Origin of the sequence: Nocardioides astragali, assembly GCF_024436375.1 — a bacterium.
Classification (GTDB): Bacteria; Actinomycetota; Actinomycetes; order Propionibacteriales; family Nocardioidaceae; genus Nocardioides; species Nocardioides astragali.
The window spans coordinates 413,247-431,312 of record NZ_JAFMZM010000006.1 but is presented as its reverse complement, the minus strand read 5'-3'; the positions used below and the strand labels follow the sequence as shown (position 1 = coordinate 431,312).

The following is an 18,066-nucleotide window of genomic DNA, read 5'->3' as shown; positions in this document are numbered from 1 at the left end:
GATGTCGGCACTCCCCCTCCGTGCCCTGGCCGTCCTCTGCCTCGCGGTGCCGGCCGCCGGCGGCGTTCCCGCACCCGCGTCGTCGTACGCCGCCGAGGCCCCGCGCACCTGGCGGGTCGGCCCCGACCGGGCGCTGGCCACACCGAGCGCCGCGGCGGCGTTGGCGGAGGACGGCGACACGGTGCTGATCGATCCCGGCACCTACTCCGGCGACGTCGCCATGTGGACCCAGGACGACCTGACGCTGCGCGGCGACGGCGGCCGGGTGCACCTGCGCGCCGACGGGCGGGACGCCCAGGGCAAGGCGATCTGGGTCATCGCCGGCGACCGGACGACGGTCGACCGCATCGAGTTCAGCGGCGCCGCGGTGGCTGACCGCAACGGCGCCGGCATCCGCCAGGAGGGCACCGGGCTCACCGTCACGCGGAGCTGGTTCCACGACAACGAGACCGGCATCCTGACCGGGGCGGACCCCCTCAGCGACATCGTGATCACCCGGTCCCGCTTCTTCCGCAACGGCGCCGGTGACGGCTACTCCCACAACCTCTACGTCGGCGCCGTGCGGTCGCTGACCGTCAGGGGCAGCTGGTTCTCGGGCGCCGACACGGGCCACGAGATCAAGTCGCGCGCCGGGCGCAACACGATCGTCGCCAACCTGATCAGCGACGGCGACGCCACCGCCAGCTACTCCATCGACCTCCTCAACGGGGGGCGCTCCGTCATCGCGGGCAACGTGATCGTGCAGGGTCCGCACTCGGAGAACTCCGCGCTCGTGTCCTACGGCGCCGAGGGGCTCACCCACCCCTCGCACACGCTCTGGGTCGTCAACAACACCTTCGCCAACCGGCGCGACTCCGGAACCTTCGTGGCCCTCGCCGAGGGCAGTCGCGCCCACCTGCGCAACAACCTCCTCGTCGGCCCCGGCGACCTGACCGACCGCGCGAGCGCCGACGCGCGGGCCAACCGGCGGGTCGGGGTCGGTGGCTTCGTGGACGCCGCCGCGGACGACTTCCGCCTCCGGCCCACCTCACCTGCCGTCGACCGCGGCGTCGCCGTGCCGCCGCGCTGGCGGGCACTCTGGGAGTACGCCTCCCCTGCGCGGGCCACCCGCCGCACGGTCGTCGGACGGATCGACCTCGGAGCCCACGAGCTCCACTGACCTCGGACTACCCTGTGCCCATGACCCGGACCGCTGCCGTGCTGCTGGCACCAGTGCGTCCCGCGCTCGCCCTGACGCTGGTCGGCATCGCATCACTGCTGACGGCGTCCCTGCTGGCCCCGACGATGTCCGCGCAGTCGGTCCTCGTCCTCGCGGCACTGACCACCGCGACGGCAGCCATGCTCGGCGCCCGTCGCCTCGTGGTGCCGCCCGCCCCGGGTGGGCTGATGCTGCCTGCGCGATGGGCCGACGAGGTGCTCCCCCACCTGGCCGGGCGCTCCACCGACGTCGTCCACCACCCCCAGCGCCCACGCGCTCCTGGACAGGTCTGACACGTCGCCTTCGGCGACCGCGTCCCCGACCGTCCCTTCATCATCTCCAGGAGCCACGCATGTCCTTTCTCGACCCCTTCTCGCACGCCCTCGCTGCGGTCCTCGCGGCCGCCCACGACGGCCTCACTGACCTCGGCGCCGACCCGGCAGCCGGCGGCACCTGGCTGCTCTGCGTCGCCGCCGTCGTCGTCACCCTCCGCCTCGCCCTCCTCCCGGCCGTGGTCCACGGCGTGCGGCAGGCCCACGCCGCGGCCCGCGCCCGACCTCACCTCCAGGACCTCGCCAGCCGCCTCGGCGACCGCCCGGACGCCGACAGCCTGCGCCGGCACCTCGCCGAGCGCCGCCGGGTCTCGGCCGAGCACGGCGTCAGCCGGCTGGGCTGCCTGCCGGTGCTGCTGCAGCTGCCCGTGTGGCTGGCGCTCTACCACCTCCTGACGGACGTCGCCTCGGGCACCGCAGTGGGTGCGATGGGTCCCGGGCTCGTGTCGTCCCTGGGAGCCGCGTCCGTCCTGGGGGTCTCCTTGGCCGGGAGCGGCTACCTCGGCGGCGGGCCCGTCCACCTGGCCGTCGTCACCGGGCTGGCCCTCACCGCCGCGACCCTGTCGTACGTCACCCAGCGCTGGGTCGTCGCGTCCAACACCCTCACCGAGGGCCTGCCCGAGGCGCTGGTCTCGGCACAGCGGATGATGCCCGCGCTGTCCGCACTCGGCCTGGTCGTGGCGGGCGGCGTCGTCCCGGTAACCCTGCTCGCCTACTGGGTGTGCAACTCGGCGTGGACGCTGGGCCAGTCGGCCGTCGTCACGCGCTGGTTCGCCACCCCCGGGACGGCGGCAGCTGCCAGGTGGAGCTAGGGGGTGACGACGACGTTGCCCACCTTGCGGCCCGAGTCGACCAGTCGGTGCGCCTCGACGATGTCGTCCAGCGGCAGCGTCCGGCTCACCACGACGCGCAGGTCACCGGCCGCCACGAGGTCGAGCAGCGTCGTGAAGTCCTCGGGGCGCTCCGGGGCGGGGCCGGCGAACACATCGCCGCGCGCCCGGAGCGTCTGGCCCAGGTCGGCCACCGCGAGCAGCAGCACGCCGCCCGGCGCCAGGAGCGAGCGGCCGAGCGGGGTGGAGACGTTGCCGACCGTGTCGAGGACGACGTCCCAGCGCTGGGTGACCGACGCCAGCGGGGTGCGGGCGTAGTCGAGGACGCTCTCGGCGCCCAGGTCGCGGACCAGGCCGGCGTTGGCGGCGCTGCACACGCCCGTGACGTGGCCGCCTGCGCGACGCGCCAGCTGCACGGCCGTCGTCCCGATCGCGCCCGACGCGCCGTTGACCAGCACCCGCTGCCCCGGGCGCACGCGGTCGCGCAGGAAGTGCAGCGCCGTCGTGCCACCGAAGAGCACGGCCGCGGCATCCTCGTGCGTGACCTCGGCCGGCTTGACCACGAGGCGGTCGGCGCGCGCGGCGACCAGCTCGGCGTGCGTCCCGAGCCGAGCGCCCGTCATGCCGCACACCTCGTCGCCGACGGCGACGCCCTCGACCCCGGGACCGACCTCCTCGACGACACCCGAGAAGACGCCTCCGAGCACCGGCCGGCGCGGACGCCGTACGCCGAACGCGAGCCGCGCCACCTGCCCGAAGCCGCGCGGGAAGCGCGCCGCGCGGATCCGGCCGTCGGCCGAGGTCACCGCCGCCGCACGCACCCGCACCAGGACCCCACCCTTGGCCGGCGAGGGCGCCGGCACCTCCCGGACCCCGACCAGCTCGGGCGGGCCGTACTGCTCCACGACTGCTGCCAACACGTCCGTCTCCTTTGCCTTACACCTGTAAGTCAGGCTGGCGCCAGAGTAGCCTTACGCCCGTAAGTCCGCCATGCGAGGAGCTCCCGTGTCCAGACCACCCCTCTCGACCCAGCGGGTCATCGACGCCGCCAGCCGGGTCGCCGACGTGGCCGGGCTGGCCGGCGTGAGCATGCGGAGCGTGGGTCGCGAGCTCGACGTCGAGGCGATGTCGCTCTACCACCACGTCGCGAGCAAGGAGGCGCTCCTGGACGGCTTGGCGGACTGGGTCTTCGAGCACAACGACACCCCCTCCACCACCGCGCCCTGGCGCCCCGAGATGGAGGCCCGCGCCCGGTCGGCGCGCACGGTGCTGGCCGCCCACCCGTGGGGCCTCGGGCTGATCGAGTCGCGCCGCTCGCCCGGCGCGGCCACGCTGCGCCACCACGACGCCGTGCTCGGCTGCCTGCGCAACGCCGGCTTCTCCGTCGCGCTGGCGGCGCACGCCTTCTCGGTGCTCGACGCCTACGTCTTCGGTTTCGTGCTCACCGAGGTCAACCTGCCCTTCGAGCCCGGCGAGTCGGCGGAGGACTTCGTCGCCGACCTCGGCGTCGTCCTGGCCGACCACCCGCACCTGGCCGAGATGGTCGCCGAGCAGGTCGTCGGCCGCGACTACCAGTACGGCGACGAGTTCGACTACGGCCTGGAGCTCATCCTCGACGGGCTCGAGGCGAGGTTCCTGGACGACCGCGACAACGCCTGACCGGGACTCCCGTCCCGGCTGGACCGGGATCACAGACCCTGTCGCCCCGCGAGCCGAGGGCGTACAACCGAGGGATGAGCCGGACACGCACCCTCCTCGTGGCAGTGGCATGCACGACCCTCCTCGGCGGTGGGCTCGGACCCGCCGGCGCGACCGGAACCGCCGGCGCGACCGGGCCCGCCGGGCATGGCGAGCGGGCCCAACGCCCGCTCGCCTGGACCAGGACCAGCGATCCGATCGTTCTGCGACCCAACACGGTGATACGGGAGATCGGGTGCTCCCCCACCGGCTCCGCGTGCGTCGCGGTCGGACATCGGCATGACGAGAGCCGCGCACAGGTGCCGGCCGTCCAGCGGTGGGACGGGTCGGCCTGGCAGGCGGAGGCGCTGGTCCCGGCTGCGAGCGAGGGGTTGGTCGAGGTCGACTGCAGCACGCCGCTGGACTGTGTCGCGCTCGAGGCTCCCCAGTGGAACGGCGGGCTGACGCGTCGGATGGCGGTCCGGTCCGCTCCCGGTTGGCGGTGGCTCGACTTCCAGGTCGCCGACGAGAGCATGGAGCTCACCTCCGTGTCCTGCGCGTCCCCCGTCTCGTGCGTGCTCACCGGTCCCGGGCGCGGGGTCGTCGTCTTCGATGGCACCACGGTCCGGTCCTTGCCCCGCACGCCTGTAGAAGTCAGCACGCTCTCCTGCCCCAGCGCTGCCTATTGCGCTGCGGTCAGCCAGGGCGCCTTCGTCGAGTGGGACGGCACGACATGGACGACATCGGCGCTCGAGGGGACGGGCTCCCTCACCGACGTCGACTGCTGGGCCGAGCAGCGCTGCCTCGCCATCGCGGACGGCGACGGCGGGACGTCGTCCTATGTGCGGTCGCCGGGGTCGACCTGGCGGCAGGACACGGCGCCCGGCGGCCGATCGACGTCCTTCGACGAGTCGGGACTCGGGGCGCCGGGGCTGGAGTGTGAGGGCACCGGGGAGTGCCACCTGCTCCGTTCCTTCGGCCCGCGCCGCGCACCGGAGCTGCGCCTGCTGTCGTGGAATGCCGGCTTGTGGGCCTCCCACACACCGCCGGATCCCGACGGAGTCGTCGTGGCCCTCGGGTGCCGAACGGGAGAGTGTGTGCTGGTGGACCTCATCGTCACGTCCCCTGGGCAGCCGGCGGTCCTCACAAGCGCGCTGCACGGCTACGGCACTCAATGGGCGCGCCACACCATGGCCAACCCGCTGGGCGTCCCTCCGCAGACCTACCCCCATGAGGCAGCCTGCCCGGCACGGGACTGGTGCCTGGTCCTCGGCGCGTCAGGGGACGTAGGGCAGTACGTCGTCCGGGGGGACGGGGCCGGCTGGCAGGAAGTGCCCGCGGCGCTGGAGGACCAACGCGATCTCGACTGCTGGCGACCCGACGCCTGCGTCGTCGTCGGGTCGGACGGGAAACGGCCCCGCAGCGCTGTGCTCCGAGACGGACGTTGGCGGCTGCTGCCCGCTCTGTCGCCCGGGTGGCTCGTGGCCGGCGCGATCACCGGCGTGAGCTGTGTGGAGGCCCACTGTGTCTACTCCGGGTACTACCGGGCGCGGCACGACGTCGGCACGGGCATCTTCGTGGCCCGACGCACCGGGGGGGCATGGCGAGCACAGCGGCTCGGTCCGCTGGTGCGCGACGAGGGCGCGTTCACAGGACGACCGTCCATCGACTGCCCCACGGCGTCGCGCTGCGTCGCCGTTGTCTCGATGAGGCTGGCGGACGACAGGAACCCCACCTCGTTCGAGCTGGTCCTGGAGGACGGCCGCTGGCACCACGCCGCACTCGGCAAGGGCTTCTCCCTCTTCGAGCTGGACTGCGCTGACGCGATGCACTGCGTCGCCGGAGGCGAGGAGGGGCGGCCCGCGCTGGTGATGTCGAGGGGTGCCGACGGCACCTGGCGACGCGTGGCCGTCCACACCCGCAACGCCGCCTTCTACTCCGTGTCCTGCCCGACGGCGCGCGAGTGCTACCTCGCGGGCGTGGGCAGTCGGGTCCGTCGGCTCACCCGCACGCAGGAGGTGTGGCGGGCAGGAGCTGCTGCTGTGCCGCGCAACATGACCGACGTCGCGTGCTCGGGGCCGCGAGCGTGCCTGACGTTCAATGCAGAGTCGACCTGGATCGGGCGGTGACCCCGGGGGCACCTACGTCGCGTCAATGTGCGTGGATTCAGCTGCTCATGACCAGCGACACGGCGAGCACGAGGACGGCGACCACGATCAGCGCCAGGGGGAGCCACGCCCGCTCACGGCGTACGGGGTCGGGCAGCGCGAGCTGCTCGGGCGAGCCGGGCCGGACGCCCGCCTCACGCCGCGCGGAGTCCACCAGCTCGTAGAGGCGGTTCTCCACGAAGTCTGCGTAGGGCATGCCCTCCTGGGGGACGGCGTCCCCGGAGGCGCCGGGAGTGCCCCGGGCCGTGATCGCCTTGCGCCACGGACGCCCGACCACGGTCGAGACCCAGCGACGGTCGCCGGCGCGCACCACCAGGACCTGGCGGACCGCCATCTCCTCGACCGCGGCGAGCCGGACATGGAGGGTCTCGGCGAGGTTGCGCATCACCAGGTGCTCGTGGGTCGCCCACAGCGCCGGGCGCAGCATCGCAGCCCAGGCCAGCACGCCGAGCAGCGCGGCGGCGGCTGTCAGCCACGGCGGGAATCCCTCGTCGAGGTAGACCAGCCCGGCGAGCACCACGACCCCTGCCAGCACCACGGTCAACCACCCGGTCACCCGGCCGCTGGTGGGGTGGAACCGCTCGACCACCTCGTCGGAGTCGTCCTGCAGGGGTGCCATGTTCTCCTCGTCCATTTGGGCAGACTTTGGCCCTCTGTGGATTGCCCGGCCCTTCCACGCCAACTCTATGCTGGGTCGGTGACACCCATTGCCAGCTCGACGGCGAGCTCCACCTCTGACTCGGGGGTCTTCGACGACGTCGTGCGCTCGGACTCCTCCCTCCGCCGGTTCCTCCACGGCCTCCCCGGAGTCGACCAGGTCGGCTGCGAGGCACGCGCCGCCGGACTCGGCACCCGGTCGATCAAGACCACGGCGAAGGCCTACGCGATCGACCTGGCGATCCGCATGGTCGACCTGACCACGCTGGAGGGCCAGGACACCCACGGCAAGGTCCGCGCGCTCGCGTCCAAGGCGATGCGACCCGACCCGGCCGACCCGTCCTGCCCCGCCACCGCGGCGGTCTGCGTCTATCCCGACATGGTCGCCACCGCCAAGCAGACCCTCGGCGACAGCGGCGTCCACGTCGCGGCCGTCGCCACCGCGTTCCCCAGCGGTCGCGCGGCGATGGACATCAAGCTGGCCGACACACGTGACGCGGTCGAGGCCGGCGCCGACGAGATCGACATGGTCATCGACCGCGGTGCGTTCCTCTCGGGCCGCTACCTCGACGTCTACGAGGAGATCGTCCAGGTGCGCCACGCCTGTGGCGACGCACACCTCAAGGTGATCTTCGAGACCGGCGAGCTGCAGACCTACGACAACGTACGTCGCGCCAGCTGGCTCGCGATGATGGCGGGCGCGCACTTCATCAAGACCTCCACCGGCAAGGTGCAGCCGGCAGCGACCCTGCCGGTCACGCTCATCATGCTCGAGGCGGTCCGCGACTTCCGCGAGCAGACCGGCCAGATGGTCGGGGTGAAGCCGGCCGGCGGCATCAAGACCAGCAAGGACGCCATCAAGTACCTCGTGATGGTCAACGAGACCTGCGGACCCGACTGGCTCGACCCCGACTGGTTCCGGTTCGGCGCGTCCACCTTGCTCAACGACCTGTTGATGCAGCGCACCAAGATGACGACCGGTCGCTACTCCGGTCCCGACTACTTCACGCTGGACTGAGGCTCACCCCATGACCGACAACACCTTCGAGTACGCCCCCGCACCCGAGTCGCGCGCGATCGTCGACATCAAGCCGTCCTACGGCCTGTTCATCAACGGCGAGTTCGTCGACGGCAACGGCAGGGCCTTCAAGACGATCAACCCGGCCACGGAGGAGGTCCTCGCGGAGGTCGCCGAGGCCGACGACGCCGACGTCGACGCCGCCGTGAGGGCCGCGCGCCGCGCGTACACCCGCGTCTGGTCGCGGATGTCGGGCGCCGAGCGCGCCAAGTACCTCTACCGCATCGCCCGGATCATCCAGGAGCGCGGCCGCGAGCTCGCGGTGCTGGAGTCGATCGACAACGGCAAGCCGATCAAGGAGTCGCGCGACGTCGACGTCCCGATCGTCGCGGCACACTTCTTCTACTACGCCGGCTGGGCCGACAAGCTCCAGTACTCCGGCTACGGGTCGACCCCGCTCGGCGTGGCCGGTCAGGTCATCCCGTGGAACTTCCCGCTGCTCATGCTGGCGTGGAAGATCGCACCGGCGCTCGCGTGCGGCAACACCGTCGTGCTCAAGCCGGCGGAGACCACTCCCCTGACCGCGCTGCTCTTCGCCGAGATCTGCCAGCAGGCCGACCTCCCGCCGGGTGTCGTCAACATCGTCACCGGTGCGGGTGAGACCGGGCGCGCGATCGTGTCGCACCCCGACGTCGACAAGGTCGCGTTCACCGGGTCGACCGAGGTCGGCAAGGCGATCGCCCGCGCAGTGGCCGGGAGCGACAAGAAGGTCACCCTCGAGCTCGGCGGCAAGGCCGCCAACATCGTCTTCGACGACGCCCCCCTCGACCAGGCCGTCGAGGGCATCGTCAACGGCATCTTCTTCAACCAGGGCCACGTGTGCTGCGCCGGCTCCCGCCTCCTCGTGCAGGAGTCCGTGGCCGAGGAGGTCATGAGCCGCCTCAAGCGCCGCATGGCGACGCTGCGTGTGGGCGACCCCCTCGACAAGAACACCGACGTGGGCGCGATCAACTCCGCGGAGCAGCTCTCGAAGATCCGCGAGCTGTCGGAGGTCGGCGAGTCCGAGGGCGCCGAGCGCTGGTCGGCCCCGTGCGACCTGCCGTCCAACGGCTACTGGTTCGCCCCGACCGTCTTCACCGGCGTGTCCCAGGCCCACCGGATCGCGCGCGAGGAGATCTTCGGCCCGGTCCTGTCCGTGCTGACCTTCCGCACGCCGTCCGAGGCCGTCGAGAAGGCCAACAACACCCCGTTCGGCCTGTCGGCCGGCGTGTGGACCGACAAGGGCTCGCGCATCCTGTCCATGGCCAACCGCCTGCGGGCCGGCGTGGTCTGGGCCAACACGTTCAACAAGTTCGACCCGACCTCGCCGTTCGGCGGCTACAAGGAGTCCGGGTACGGCCGCGAGGGCGGCCGCCACGGGCTCGAGGGCTACCTCAAGAACACTGAGAAGGGAGCGAACAGCTGATGTCTCGCATCGATGTGCGCAAGACCTACAAGCTCTACATCGGCGGGCAGTTCCCGCGCTCGGAGTCCGGCCGCTCCTACGTCGTCAACGACGCCAAGGGCCGCCTGCTGGCCAACGCCGCCCAGGCCTCCCGCAAGGACGCCCGCGACGCCGTGCTCGCCGCCCGTGCCGCCTTCGGCGGCTGGTCGGGCAAGACGGCCTACAACCGCGCGCAGGTCGTCTACCGCATCGCCGAGGTGCTGGAGGGCCGGCGCGAGCAGTTCGAGGCCGAGCTGCGCGCCTCCGAGGGGGTGTCCCCGGCCAAGGCCCGCACCTACGTCGACGCCGCGATCGACCGCCTCGTCTGGTACGCCGGCTGGGCCGACAAGATCACCCAGGTCGTCGGCAACGCCAACCCGGTCGCCGGCCCGTTCTTCAACCTCTCCAGCCCGGAGCCGAGCGGCGTCATCGCCGTCGTCGCCCCCCGGGGTCCCCTCCTGGGCCTGGTCAGCGTCGTCGCGCCGCTCATCATCACCGGCAACACCGTCGTGGTGATCGCCAGCGAGGACCACCCGCTGACGGCCATCACCCTCGGTGAGGTCATGGCCACCAGCGACCTGCCCGGCGGCGTGGTCAACGTGCTCACCGGCTCGGTCGCCGAGATCGCGCCGTGGCTGGCCTCGCACATGGACGTCAACGGCATCGACCTCACCGGCGTCACCGACGCCGACCTGGCCGTCGAGCTCGAGGTGGCCGCAGCCGACAACCTCAAGCGCGTACGCCGTCCCGCCCCCGGCACCGACTGGCTGGCCGAGCCCGACCTGGACCGGATGACCCGCTTCCTGGAGACCAAGACGGTCTGGCACCCCATCGGGGTCTGACTGGCGTTCACACTTCTCAAGCTCGAAGTTTGCTCGCGGTATGTACGGGCGAACTTCGAGCTTGTCTGTTCGGTAGCGTCGCCGCGAAGAGTCGGTCGCTCGCAGGGAGGCGCTCACGACAGCCGGGGCGAGCCTGCGCGGACCTGGCGGGCAACCCTGAACTTCCACTCGTGCGAGTGGAACTCCATCAGCCGCGGGCGTGAACACAGCACAACAGGGATGAGCTTCCGCCCCTACGAGTGGAGGTTCATCCCTGTTGTACTGGTCAGCGCTCGATCAGCGGTTGAGCAGGGCCGAGGCCAGCACGCCGAGGATCTCGTTGGGGTTGTTCACCAGGTAGTTCTTGCCCCCGGTCGCCGCGGCGATCTGCTCGAGCTCGCCGGTGTCGGCGTCCTCGGAGATACCGATGATGATCACCTTGACCGGCTTGGCGGGGTCGCGGATCGTCTTGAGCTGGTTGACCAGCGAGTCGAGCGACAGCGAGCTGGAGTCGTCGCTGGCGCCGTCGGTGAAGATCACCACGGAGTTGAACCACGCCGGGTCCCACTTCTCCTGGGCGTGCTTGTACGCCGCCAGCGTCGTGTCCATGACGCCGGTGCCGCCACGGACGCGGCCCACGAGCTTGGCTGCCTCGCTGCGCACGACCTCGCCGTGACTGCCGGCGTCGCCGGCGTCGGCGTCGAGGCGGTCGAGGCTGGCGTACTCCTCGTAGGACACACCACCCTCGCCGCGGTTCTTGGAGAAGCCCCAGATGCCGATCCGGGCCTGGGCCGGGAAGGCGTCGAGCGCCACCTGCGAGGCCTGGACGGCGAGCTGGATGCGGGTGGTGTCGCCGATGGCGGTCTTCATCGAGCCGGACAGGTCGACCACGGCGAGGATGCTGGAGGGCACCGAGAGCACGCGCCACTGGCGCAGCGTGTCGTCGGTGGTCTTCTGGGCCACCTTCTCCAGCACCTTGGTGTCACCGAGGCCGATGCCGTTGGGCAGCGGGGCGCCGTCGGGACCGCGCAGCTCGGCTGCCTCGATCGCCGCGACGCCGGCGCTGGAGGTGAACCAGCGGGTCATCGCGCGACCGACGCGGGCCGAGAGGTCGCCACCCGAGGCGAGCACGTCCATGCTGCCGCGGTTCACGTCGATCAGCGGGTACTGCAGCATCGGCACGCCGGTCGCAGGCGCCACCATGTTGATCTGGTCGTTGCCGCGCCGGGCCGCGAGGTAGGCGTTCTCGGTCGCGGGCACCAGCTGGGTGCTGCTGGCGGAGATCGTGCTGAGGTCGGTCTCCGTGGAGCCCCCGGCGACGGCACGTTCACCGTAGGTCTGCGCGACGGGGACCGTCTTCTCCTCGATGGACTGAGGGGTCTCGCCGGTCTGCTTCATCTCGGCGTACGGCGCCAGCAGCGCCAGCGCCGAGGCGCCCTCGGCGCTCGGGTCGGCCATCGCCAGGCTGCCGTTGCCGAGGGCGGCGCTCCACGAGGAGGGCGCCTTGGCGGCGGGGCCGCCGATCAGCCCGACGGGGGTCTGCGCGAGGACCGCGGCGATCTCCGTGCCGGTCCAGCCGGCAGCGGTCAGCTGACCCTTCCAGGTCGGGCTGTCGGGGATCCAGATCTCGGGCAGCTCGGCATTGGGGTCGGCCAGCAGGGCGACCACGTCCTTGACGCTCCCGGTGGAGACCTGGATGTCGATGCAGGGCTCGTCGGCGTTGACGTCCTTCACGGCCTCCTTGACGAGGAGCTCCATGGCCGGAGCTGTGGTCAAGGTCACCTTCTCGGAGACACAGTCGGCTGCTGCGGAGTCGTCGTCCCCGCCCAGGGTGAAGAAGGCGATGACGCCGACCACCAGGAGGAGGGCGAGTCCTGCCAGCAGCGGCACGTTTCCGGCGAGGCCGGAGCGGTGGTCCGCCCCTGCTGGGCTGTCTACGGTTTCGGGCGCGGTCGAGTCGTCGAGACTCATGAAGGTCCTCCCACAAGGAGCGTTCAATCGGGGGTCTGGGCGAGACTAGTCTCCGGCTTTACCGTCCGTGGCCGAACGAAGGAAATGAGTCTCCAGCGATGCAGAGCGCCCAGGTGGTGGTCCTGGCAGGGCCGAGCGGAGCCGGCAAGTCCCGGCTCGCCGAGCGGCTCGGGCTCCCGATCCTCCGGCTCGACGACTTCTACAAGGACGGGGACGACCCGTCGCTACCCCGCATCACCACCGGGGCGAACGCCGGCATCGTGGACTGGGACCACCCGGACTCCTGGAGCCACGACGACGCCCTCCAGGCGATCGAGGAGCTGTGCCGCACGGGCCGGACCGAGGTCCCGATCTACGAGATCGCCCTCAACGGCCGGACCGGCTCGCGCCCGGTCGACCTGGGCGGCCGGACGCGCTTCGTCGCCGAGGGCATCTTTGCGCCGGAGGTCGTCGCCGAGTCCCGGCGGGCCGGTTTGCTCGCGGCGGCCTACTGCATCACCCAGCACCCGTTGGTCACCTTCTGGCGCCGGCTCACCCGCGACCTGCGCGAGCACCGGAAGCCGCCCGTCGTGCTCGTGCGTCGCGGCCTGGACCTGTTGCGCGACCAGCGCCGCGTGGTGGCGCACGCCGTCGAGCGCGGGTGCCGCCAGGCCACGCCCGACCAGGCGTACGCCGAGCTGACCGCCCAACCCCAGCCCTCGACCGGCTCGGCGTGAGGCTCCAGCAGCCCGACCGCCGGTCGTGCGGGGCCGCCTCGCTGGTGATGGCCCGCCGACTGGTCCACCCGCCCTACGCCGGGCTGGTGCGCGACCAGGCGACCTTCGCCCACGAGGCGCGCACCCTGCACCGCCGGATCACCTCGCTCACCGACACGGCCGGGGGCTGGCAGGTGCCGTGGCCGCGCGCGTTCGGCACCCCGCCCTGGGCGGTGGCACGCGAGCTGCGCCTGCTCACGGGGGTGCGCTACGCCGTCCGCGTGGTCCGCCTGGGCCGTCGGGTGTTGGCCCACCTCGAGAGCGCGAGCGCGGACCGGCCCGCCGCGGTCTTCGTCGGCGACCGGGTCCTGCCGCGGCACGTCGTGCTGGTGACCGGCGTCGCGGGCGGCCGCACCCGGACCTACGAGCCGGCGTCAGGGCTCGTCGTCGACCTGGGCCGGGACCAGTGGGAGCAGGGCGACCTCGGCCTGGCCGGCTGGGACCGCCCGTGGTTCGTGGTCAGCCCCGCCCGATCACGGGCCCGTCAGTCCTGAGCGATGAGCTCGGCGTAGCCGGGCTTGACGACCTTCTCGATGATCGCGAGCCGCTCGTCGAAGGGCAGGAAGGCCGACTTCATCGCGTTGATGGTGAACCACCGCAGGTCCTCGAGCGTGTAGCCGAACGCCTCGACCAGCCCGTGCATCTCGTCGGTCATCGACGTCCCGCTCATCAGCCGGTTGTCGGTGTTGACCGTGACCCGGAAGCGCAGCTTGGTCAACAGCCCGATCGGGTGCGCGGCGAAGGACTCGGCGGCGCCCGTCTGGATGTTGGAGCTCGGGCACATCTCCAGCGGGATCCGCTTGTCCCGCACGTAGGCCGCCAGCCGGCCGAGCTCGACCGCGCCGTCGTCGGCGACGGTGATGTCGTCGATGATCCGCACACCGTGGCCCAGCCGGTCGGCGCCGCACCACTGGAGCGCCTGCCAGATCGACGGCAGCCCGAACGCCTCGCCCGCGTGGATGGTGAAGTGGGCATTCTCCCGCTGGAGGTACTCGAACGCGTCGAGGTGGCGGGTGGGTGGGAAGCCGGCCTCAGCGCCCGCGATGTCGAAGCCCGCGACCCCTTCGTCGCGCCACTTGACCGCCAGCTCGGCGATCTCCATCGACCGCGCCTGGTGACGCATCGCGGTCAGCAGCTGTCGTACGACGATCCGGCCGCCGCTCGCGGCCATGCCCGCCTCGAAACCCTCCCGCACCGCCGCGACGACCTCGTCGAGCGACATCCCGCCGGTCACGTGCTGCTCGGGCGCGTAGCGCACCTCGGCGTAGACCACGCCGTCGGCGGCCAGGTCCTCGACGCACTCACGCGCCACCCGCGCGATGGCCGGTCCGTTCTGCATCACCGCGACCGTGTGGTCGAAGGTCTCGAGGTAGCGCACCAGGGAGCCGGAGTCGGCCGACTCGGCGAACCAGCGGCCGAGCGACTCGGCGTCGTCGGCCGGGAGCTGGTGGCCGACCTCGGCAGCGAGCTCGACGATCGTCTGCGGCCGCAGCCCGCCGTCGAGGTGGTCGTGCAGCAGCACCTTCGGGGCCGCGTGCACCTGCTCGCGGGTCGGCAGGTGCTTGGTCGTCTGGGTCACGTCGCTCACGGGACCATCCAACCAGCCACCCGGGACGACCCGCTGGCCGCGACTCCTAGGGTGAGGCCATGCGCACCTTCACCACGCTCGACGACGTCGCCGCCGCCGCCGGGTCCGAGATCGGCACCAGTGAGTGGCTCGAGGTCGACCAGGCCCGCATCGACGCGTTCGCGGACGCCACGCTGGACCACCAGTGGATCCACGTGGACCTCGACGCTGCGACCAGCGGGCCGTTCGGCACGACGATCGCCCACGGCTTCCTCACCCTGAGCCTGCTGCCGCACTTCGCCTCCCAGGTCTTCCGCCTCGCGACGCCGGGCGCCCGGCTCAACTACGGGCTGGAGAAGGTGCGCTTCCCCAGCCCGGTGCCGGTGGACAGCCGGCTGCGCTCCCACGTGCGGTTCGGCGAGGTGCGCGACCTGCCCACCGGCAAGCAGCTGGTCGTCGAGCACACGATCGAGATCGAGGGCCACGACAAGCCGGCCTGCGTGGCCGCGCACGTCGTGCTGCTCCTCGCCTGATCGCGAGCTTGCTCGCGATCAGTCCGCGGTCTAGCCGACCCGGTCCAGCACGATCGGGCCAGGGGTGAACGACGCGCCGTCGGCAATGTCGTAGCCGCCCCCCAACGATGCCAGCGCCCTGTCGAAGCGCTCCGGCTCGTCGGTGAGCAGGGTGAAGAGCGGCTGACCCTCGGTGACCGCGTCGCCCGGGCGGGCGTGCCAGACCACACCGGCCCCAGCCTGCACCGGGTCCTCCTTGCGGGCGCGGCCCGCGCCGAGGCGCCACGCGGCCAGCCCGACCGCCATCGCGTCGAGGCGGGTGAGCGTGCCGCTCGCGGGGGCGGGGACCACGTGCGACTCGCGCGCCTGTGGGAGCTCGGCGTCGGGGTCACCGCCCTGGGCGCGGATCATCGCCTTCCAGGCGTCCATCGCGGAGCCGTCGGCCAGCTTGTCGGCCGGATCGACGTCACCGCGACCGGCGCCTGCGAGCATCTCGCGGGCCAGGGCGAGGGTCAGCTCGACCACGTCGGCCGGGCCGCCGCCCGCCAGCACCTCGACCGACTCGGCGACCTCGACGGCGTTGCCGGCACTCAGCCCGAGCGGCGTGGCCATGTCGGTGAGCAGGGCGACGGTGTGCACCCCGGCGTCGGTGCCCAGCGCGACCATCGTCTCGGCGAGCTCGCGGGCGGTGGCGAGGTCCTTCATGAAGGCGCCACTGCCGACCTTGACGTCGAGCACCAGGGCGCCGGTGCCCTCGGCGATCTTCTTGCTCATGATCGAGCTCGCGATCAGCGGGATGGCCTCGACCGTGCCGGTGACGTCGCGCAGGGCGTACAGCTTCTTGTCCGCCGGGGCGAGTCCGTCGCCGGCCGCGCAGATGACCGCGCCGACGTCCTCGAGGATGGCGAACATCTCCTCGTTGCTCAGCGCCGCGCGCCACCCGGGGATGGACTCGAGCTTGTCCAGGGTGCCGCCGGTGTGGCCGAGCCCACGGCCCGACAGCTGCGGCACCGCCACGCCGCAAGCGGCGACGAGGGGTGCCAGCGGGAGCGTGATCTTGTCGCCGACACCGCCCGTGGAGTGCTTGTCGGCCGTCGGCCGCGTGAGCGTCGAGAAGTCCATCCGCTCGCCCGACGCGATCATCGCCGCGGTCCAGCGCGCGATCTCCGTGCGGTTCATGCCGTTGAGCAGGATCGCCATGGCGAGGGCGGACATCTGCTCGTCGGCGACCTCGCCACGGGTGTAGGCGTCGATGACCCAGTCGATCTGGCTGTCGCTCAGCTCCTGCTTGTCGCGCTTGGCGAGGATGACCTCGACGGCGTCGTGTGCGGGCATCACTGCGTTCCTTCCCCTGCGAAGTCGGCGAGGTCCTCGGGCCCGAAGGCGTCGGGCAGCACCTCGGACATGGGCTTGATCCCCGACACGGTCCAGAGCAGCAGGTCGCGGCCGCCGTGCTCGAACAGCAGCTGCCGGCAGCGCCCGCACGGCATGATGACGTCCCCGTCGCCGTTCACGCACACGAAGTGGGTCAGCCGGCCACCCCCAGTGGCGTGCAGCTGGGACACCACCCCGCACTCGGCGCACAGCACGACGCCGTACGCCGCGTTCTCCACGTTGCAGCCGACCACGAGCCGGCCGTCGTCGACGCGCGCGGCCGCGCCCACGGGATACCCCGAGTACGGCGCGTAGGCGCGCGCCATCACCTCGACGGCGGCTGTCTTGAGGTCGTCCCACTCCGACTGATGCACGCCGCCACTATGGCGCATACAACGAAGCCGTGGTCTTTGGCACTTTCCGCCGAAAGATCTTCTGCGACTTTTATGTCTCAAACGCATATCAGGAGTCCCGAACCGCGTGACGGGTGGCACTCAGGGGGGCATCATGACGCCGGAACACTGACCCCACCCTGGGGTACATGAACTTGGAGGCATTGTGAAGAAGTCGAGGAAGGTCGTCGCGAGCGGCCTGGTGTCGCTGCTTGCTGCCGCGACCCTGGCTGCGTGCGGTGACGCGCCCGAGGAAGAGACCAACACCGGGACCGGTGGCGGGAGCGAGACGCCCGCCGTCAGCGACTTCCTGCCGTGCATCGTCTCCGACGCCGGTGGTTTCGACGACAAGTCGTTCAACCAGCTCGGCTACGAGGGCGCCAAGCAGGCCGCCGACGAGCTCGGCGTCGAGCTCAAGGACGTCGAGTCCAACAGCGAGAACGACTACGGCCCCAACCTGGAGAGCCTGGTCGGCGAGGGCTGCGACGTCATCGTGACGGTCGGCTTCGCCCTGGCCTCGGCCACCAAGGAGTCGGCCGCCGCCAACCCCGACATCGAGTACGTCCTCATCGACGACTCGGCCGACGGTGGCGAGGACGGCCAGACCTTCGACGGCAAGGCCGACGAGGCCAACATCAAGCCGCTGCTCTACAACACGGCCGAGGCCGCGTTCCTGGCCGGCTACGCCGCTGCTGACTACACCAAGACCGGCACGGTCGGCACCTACGGCGGCATGCCCTTCCCGACCGTCACGATCTTCATGGACGGCTTCAAGCAGGGCGCCGAGTACTACGCCAAGGAGAAGAAGAAGGACGTCGAGGTCGTCGGCTGGGACGGCAAGAACGGTTCCTTCACCGGAGGCTTCGAGGCCAACGAGGCCGCGACCAGCACCGCCAAGCAGATCCTCGACCAGGACGTCGACGTGATCCTGCCCGTCGGTGGCCCGATCTACCAGGGCGCGATCACCGCGATCGAGGACTCGGGCAAGGACATCGCGATGCTCGGTGTCGACGCCGACCTCTACGAGACCGACCCCGCCACCCAGCCGTACGTCCTGACCTCCATCCTCAAGGGCATGAAGGTCTCGACCTACGAGGCCGTCCTGGCTGCTGGCAAGGACGAGTTCGACTTCGCCCCCTACATCGGCACCCTCGAGAACGGCGGGGTCGACATCGCGCCGTTCCACGAGTTCGAGGACAAGGTCAACCCCGAGCTCGAGTCTGAGCTCGAGACCGTGAGGGCCGGCATCATCGACGGCTCGATCGAGGTCAAGTCCTACCTGGGCTGAGCACCACCACGCTCCATCGCGGA

The 18,066-nt window shown here is 71.5% G+C and carries 18 protein-coding genes; 12 read left to right on the top strand and 6 right to left on the bottom strand.

Annotation, left to right across the window (positions count from 1 at the left end):
• Position 1 precedes the first annotated feature (1 nt).
• The 3 genes from J3P44_RS21560 to yidC are packed head-to-tail and all read left to right on the top strand — an operon-like array spanning position 2 to position 2,342.
• A complete protein-coding gene (locus J3P44_RS21560; RefSeq protein ID WP_255892535.1) occupies positions 2–1,159 on the top strand; it encodes a right-handed parallel beta-helix repeat-containing protein in 1,158 nt (385 codons plus the stop codon).
• A 20-nt stretch (positions 1,160–1,179) separates the two neighbouring features.
• Complete coding sequence (locus J3P44_RS21555) at positions 1,180–1,491, top strand: hypothetical protein (protein ID WP_255892534.1); 312 nt, start codon at positions 1,180–1,182, stop codon at positions 1,489–1,491.
• Between the two features lie 59 nt (positions 1,492–1,550).
• Positions 1,551–2,342 (top strand): membrane protein insertase YidC, encoded by a 792-nt coding sequence (yidC, locus tag J3P44_RS21550; RefSeq protein WP_255892532.1) that lies wholly within the window; start codon positions 1,551–1,553, stop codon positions 2,340–2,342.
• On the opposite strand, the gene J3P44_RS21545 is transcribed toward yidC, so the two are convergent.
• On the bottom strand, positions 2,339–3,280 hold the full coding sequence (locus J3P44_RS21545) for an NAD(P)-dependent alcohol dehydrogenase (RefSeq protein WP_255892531.1): 942 nt from the start codon (positions 3,278–3,280) through the stop codon (positions 2,339–2,341). The two genes, yidC and J3P44_RS21545, sit on opposite strands and share 4 nt — an antisense overlap.
• 85 nt (positions 3,281–3,365) lie before the next feature.
• Here J3P44_RS21545 and J3P44_RS21540 point away from each other — a divergent pair, with 85 nt between their 5' ends.
• Both J3P44_RS21540 and J3P44_RS21535 read left to right on the top strand, forming a co-directional pair.
• On the top strand, positions 3,366–4,019 hold the full coding sequence (locus tag J3P44_RS21540; protein WP_255892530.1) for a TetR/AcrR family transcriptional regulator: 654 nt from the start codon (positions 3,366–3,368) through the stop codon (positions 4,017–4,019).
• Between the two features lie 74 nt (positions 4,020–4,093).
• Positions 4,094–6,166, top strand: a complete 2,073-nt coding sequence (locus tag J3P44_RS21535; RefSeq protein ID WP_255892528.1) for a hypothetical protein — start codon at positions 4,094–4,096, stop codon at positions 6,164–6,166.
• Between the two features lie 37 nt (positions 6,167–6,203).
• Here J3P44_RS21535 and J3P44_RS21530 read toward each other — a convergent pair whose 3' ends face one another.
• On the bottom strand, positions 6,204–6,839 hold the full coding sequence (locus J3P44_RS21530) for a hypothetical protein (RefSeq protein ID WP_255892527.1): 636 nt from the start codon (positions 6,837–6,839) through the stop codon (positions 6,204–6,206).
• Between the two features lie 63 nt (positions 6,840–6,902).
• Here J3P44_RS21530 and deoC point away from each other — a divergent pair, with 63 nt between their 5' ends.
• The 3 genes from deoC to J3P44_RS21515 are packed head-to-tail and all read left to right on the top strand — an operon-like array spanning position 6,903 to position 10,205.
• Entirely contained in the window at positions 6,903–7,880 is a 978-nt protein-coding gene (deoC, locus tag J3P44_RS21525) for a deoxyribose-phosphate aldolase (RefSeq protein WP_255892526.1), read from the top strand.
• Positions 7,881–7,890: 10 nt separating this feature from the next.
• The gene (locus tag J3P44_RS21520; protein ID WP_255892525.1) at positions 7,891–9,345 is read left to right on the top strand and encodes an aldehyde dehydrogenase family protein; all 1,455 of its coding nucleotides are present in this window, start codon (positions 7,891–7,893) and stop codon (positions 9,343–9,345) included.
• Complete coding sequence (locus J3P44_RS21515; protein ID WP_255892524.1) at positions 9,345–10,205, top strand: aldehyde dehydrogenase family protein; 861 nt, start codon at positions 9,345–9,347, stop codon at positions 10,203–10,205. Before J3P44_RS21520 ends, J3P44_RS21515 begins: the two co-directional genes overlap by 1 nt.
• A gap of 276 nt (positions 10,206–10,481) precedes the next feature.
• Here J3P44_RS21515 and J3P44_RS21510 read toward each other — a convergent pair whose 3' ends face one another.
• Positions 10,482–12,155, bottom strand: a complete 1,674-nt coding sequence (locus J3P44_RS21510; protein ID WP_255892523.1) for a substrate-binding domain-containing protein — start codon at positions 12,153–12,155, stop codon at positions 10,482–10,484.
• A 98-nt stretch (positions 12,156–12,253) separates the two neighbouring features.
• Here J3P44_RS21510 and J3P44_RS21505 point away from each other — a divergent pair, with 98 nt between their 5' ends.
• Both J3P44_RS21505 and J3P44_RS21500 read left to right on the top strand, forming a co-directional pair.
• Positions 12,254–12,871 carry an ATP-binding protein gene (locus tag J3P44_RS21505; RefSeq protein WP_255892522.1) on the top strand — a complete coding sequence of 206 codons (618 nt, stop codon included), beginning with the start codon at positions 12,254–12,256 and terminating at the stop codon, positions 12,869–12,871.
• Positions 12,868–13,404, top strand: coding sequence for a hypothetical protein (locus J3P44_RS21500; protein WP_255892521.1), 537 nt, complete (start codon positions 12,868–12,870; stop codon positions 13,402–13,404). Before J3P44_RS21505 ends, J3P44_RS21500 begins: the two co-directional genes overlap by 4 nt.
• Here the strand turns inward: J3P44_RS21500 and J3P44_RS21495 are convergent.
• Positions 13,395–14,498: an adenosine deaminase gene (locus J3P44_RS21495; protein WP_308212287.1), complete on the bottom strand. Its 1,104-nt coding sequence runs from the start codon at positions 14,496–14,498 to the stop codon at positions 13,395–13,397. The genes J3P44_RS21500 and J3P44_RS21495 overlap by 10 nt on opposite strands.
• A 59-nt stretch (positions 14,499–14,557) precedes the next feature.
• On the opposite strand from J3P44_RS21495, the gene J3P44_RS21490 reads away from it, so the two are divergent.
• On the top strand, positions 14,558–15,010 hold the full coding sequence (locus tag J3P44_RS21490) for a MaoC family dehydratase (RefSeq protein WP_255892520.1): 453 nt from the start codon (positions 14,558–14,560) through the stop codon (positions 15,008–15,010).
• A gap of 30 nt (positions 15,011–15,040) precedes the next feature.
• Here J3P44_RS21490 and J3P44_RS21485 read toward each other — a convergent pair whose 3' ends face one another.
• Positions 15,041–16,324, bottom strand: a complete 1,284-nt coding sequence (locus J3P44_RS21485) for a thymidine phosphorylase (RefSeq protein ID WP_255892519.1) — start codon at positions 16,322–16,324, stop codon at positions 15,041–15,043.
• Positions 16,324–16,755 (bottom strand): cytidine deaminase, encoded by a 432-nt coding sequence (locus tag J3P44_RS21480; protein WP_372496680.1) that lies wholly within the window; start codon positions 16,753–16,755, stop codon positions 16,324–16,326. The genes J3P44_RS21485 and J3P44_RS21480 overlap by 1 nt, the downstream gene beginning before the upstream one ends.
• A gap of 166 nt (positions 16,756–16,921) precedes the next feature.
• Here J3P44_RS21480 and J3P44_RS21475 point away from each other — a divergent pair, with 166 nt between their 5' ends.
• Positions 16,922–18,043, top strand: coding sequence for a BMP family lipoprotein (locus J3P44_RS21475; protein ID WP_255892518.1), 1,122 nt, complete (start codon positions 16,922–16,924; stop codon positions 18,041–18,043).
• Positions 18,044–18,066 lie beyond the last annotated feature (23 nt).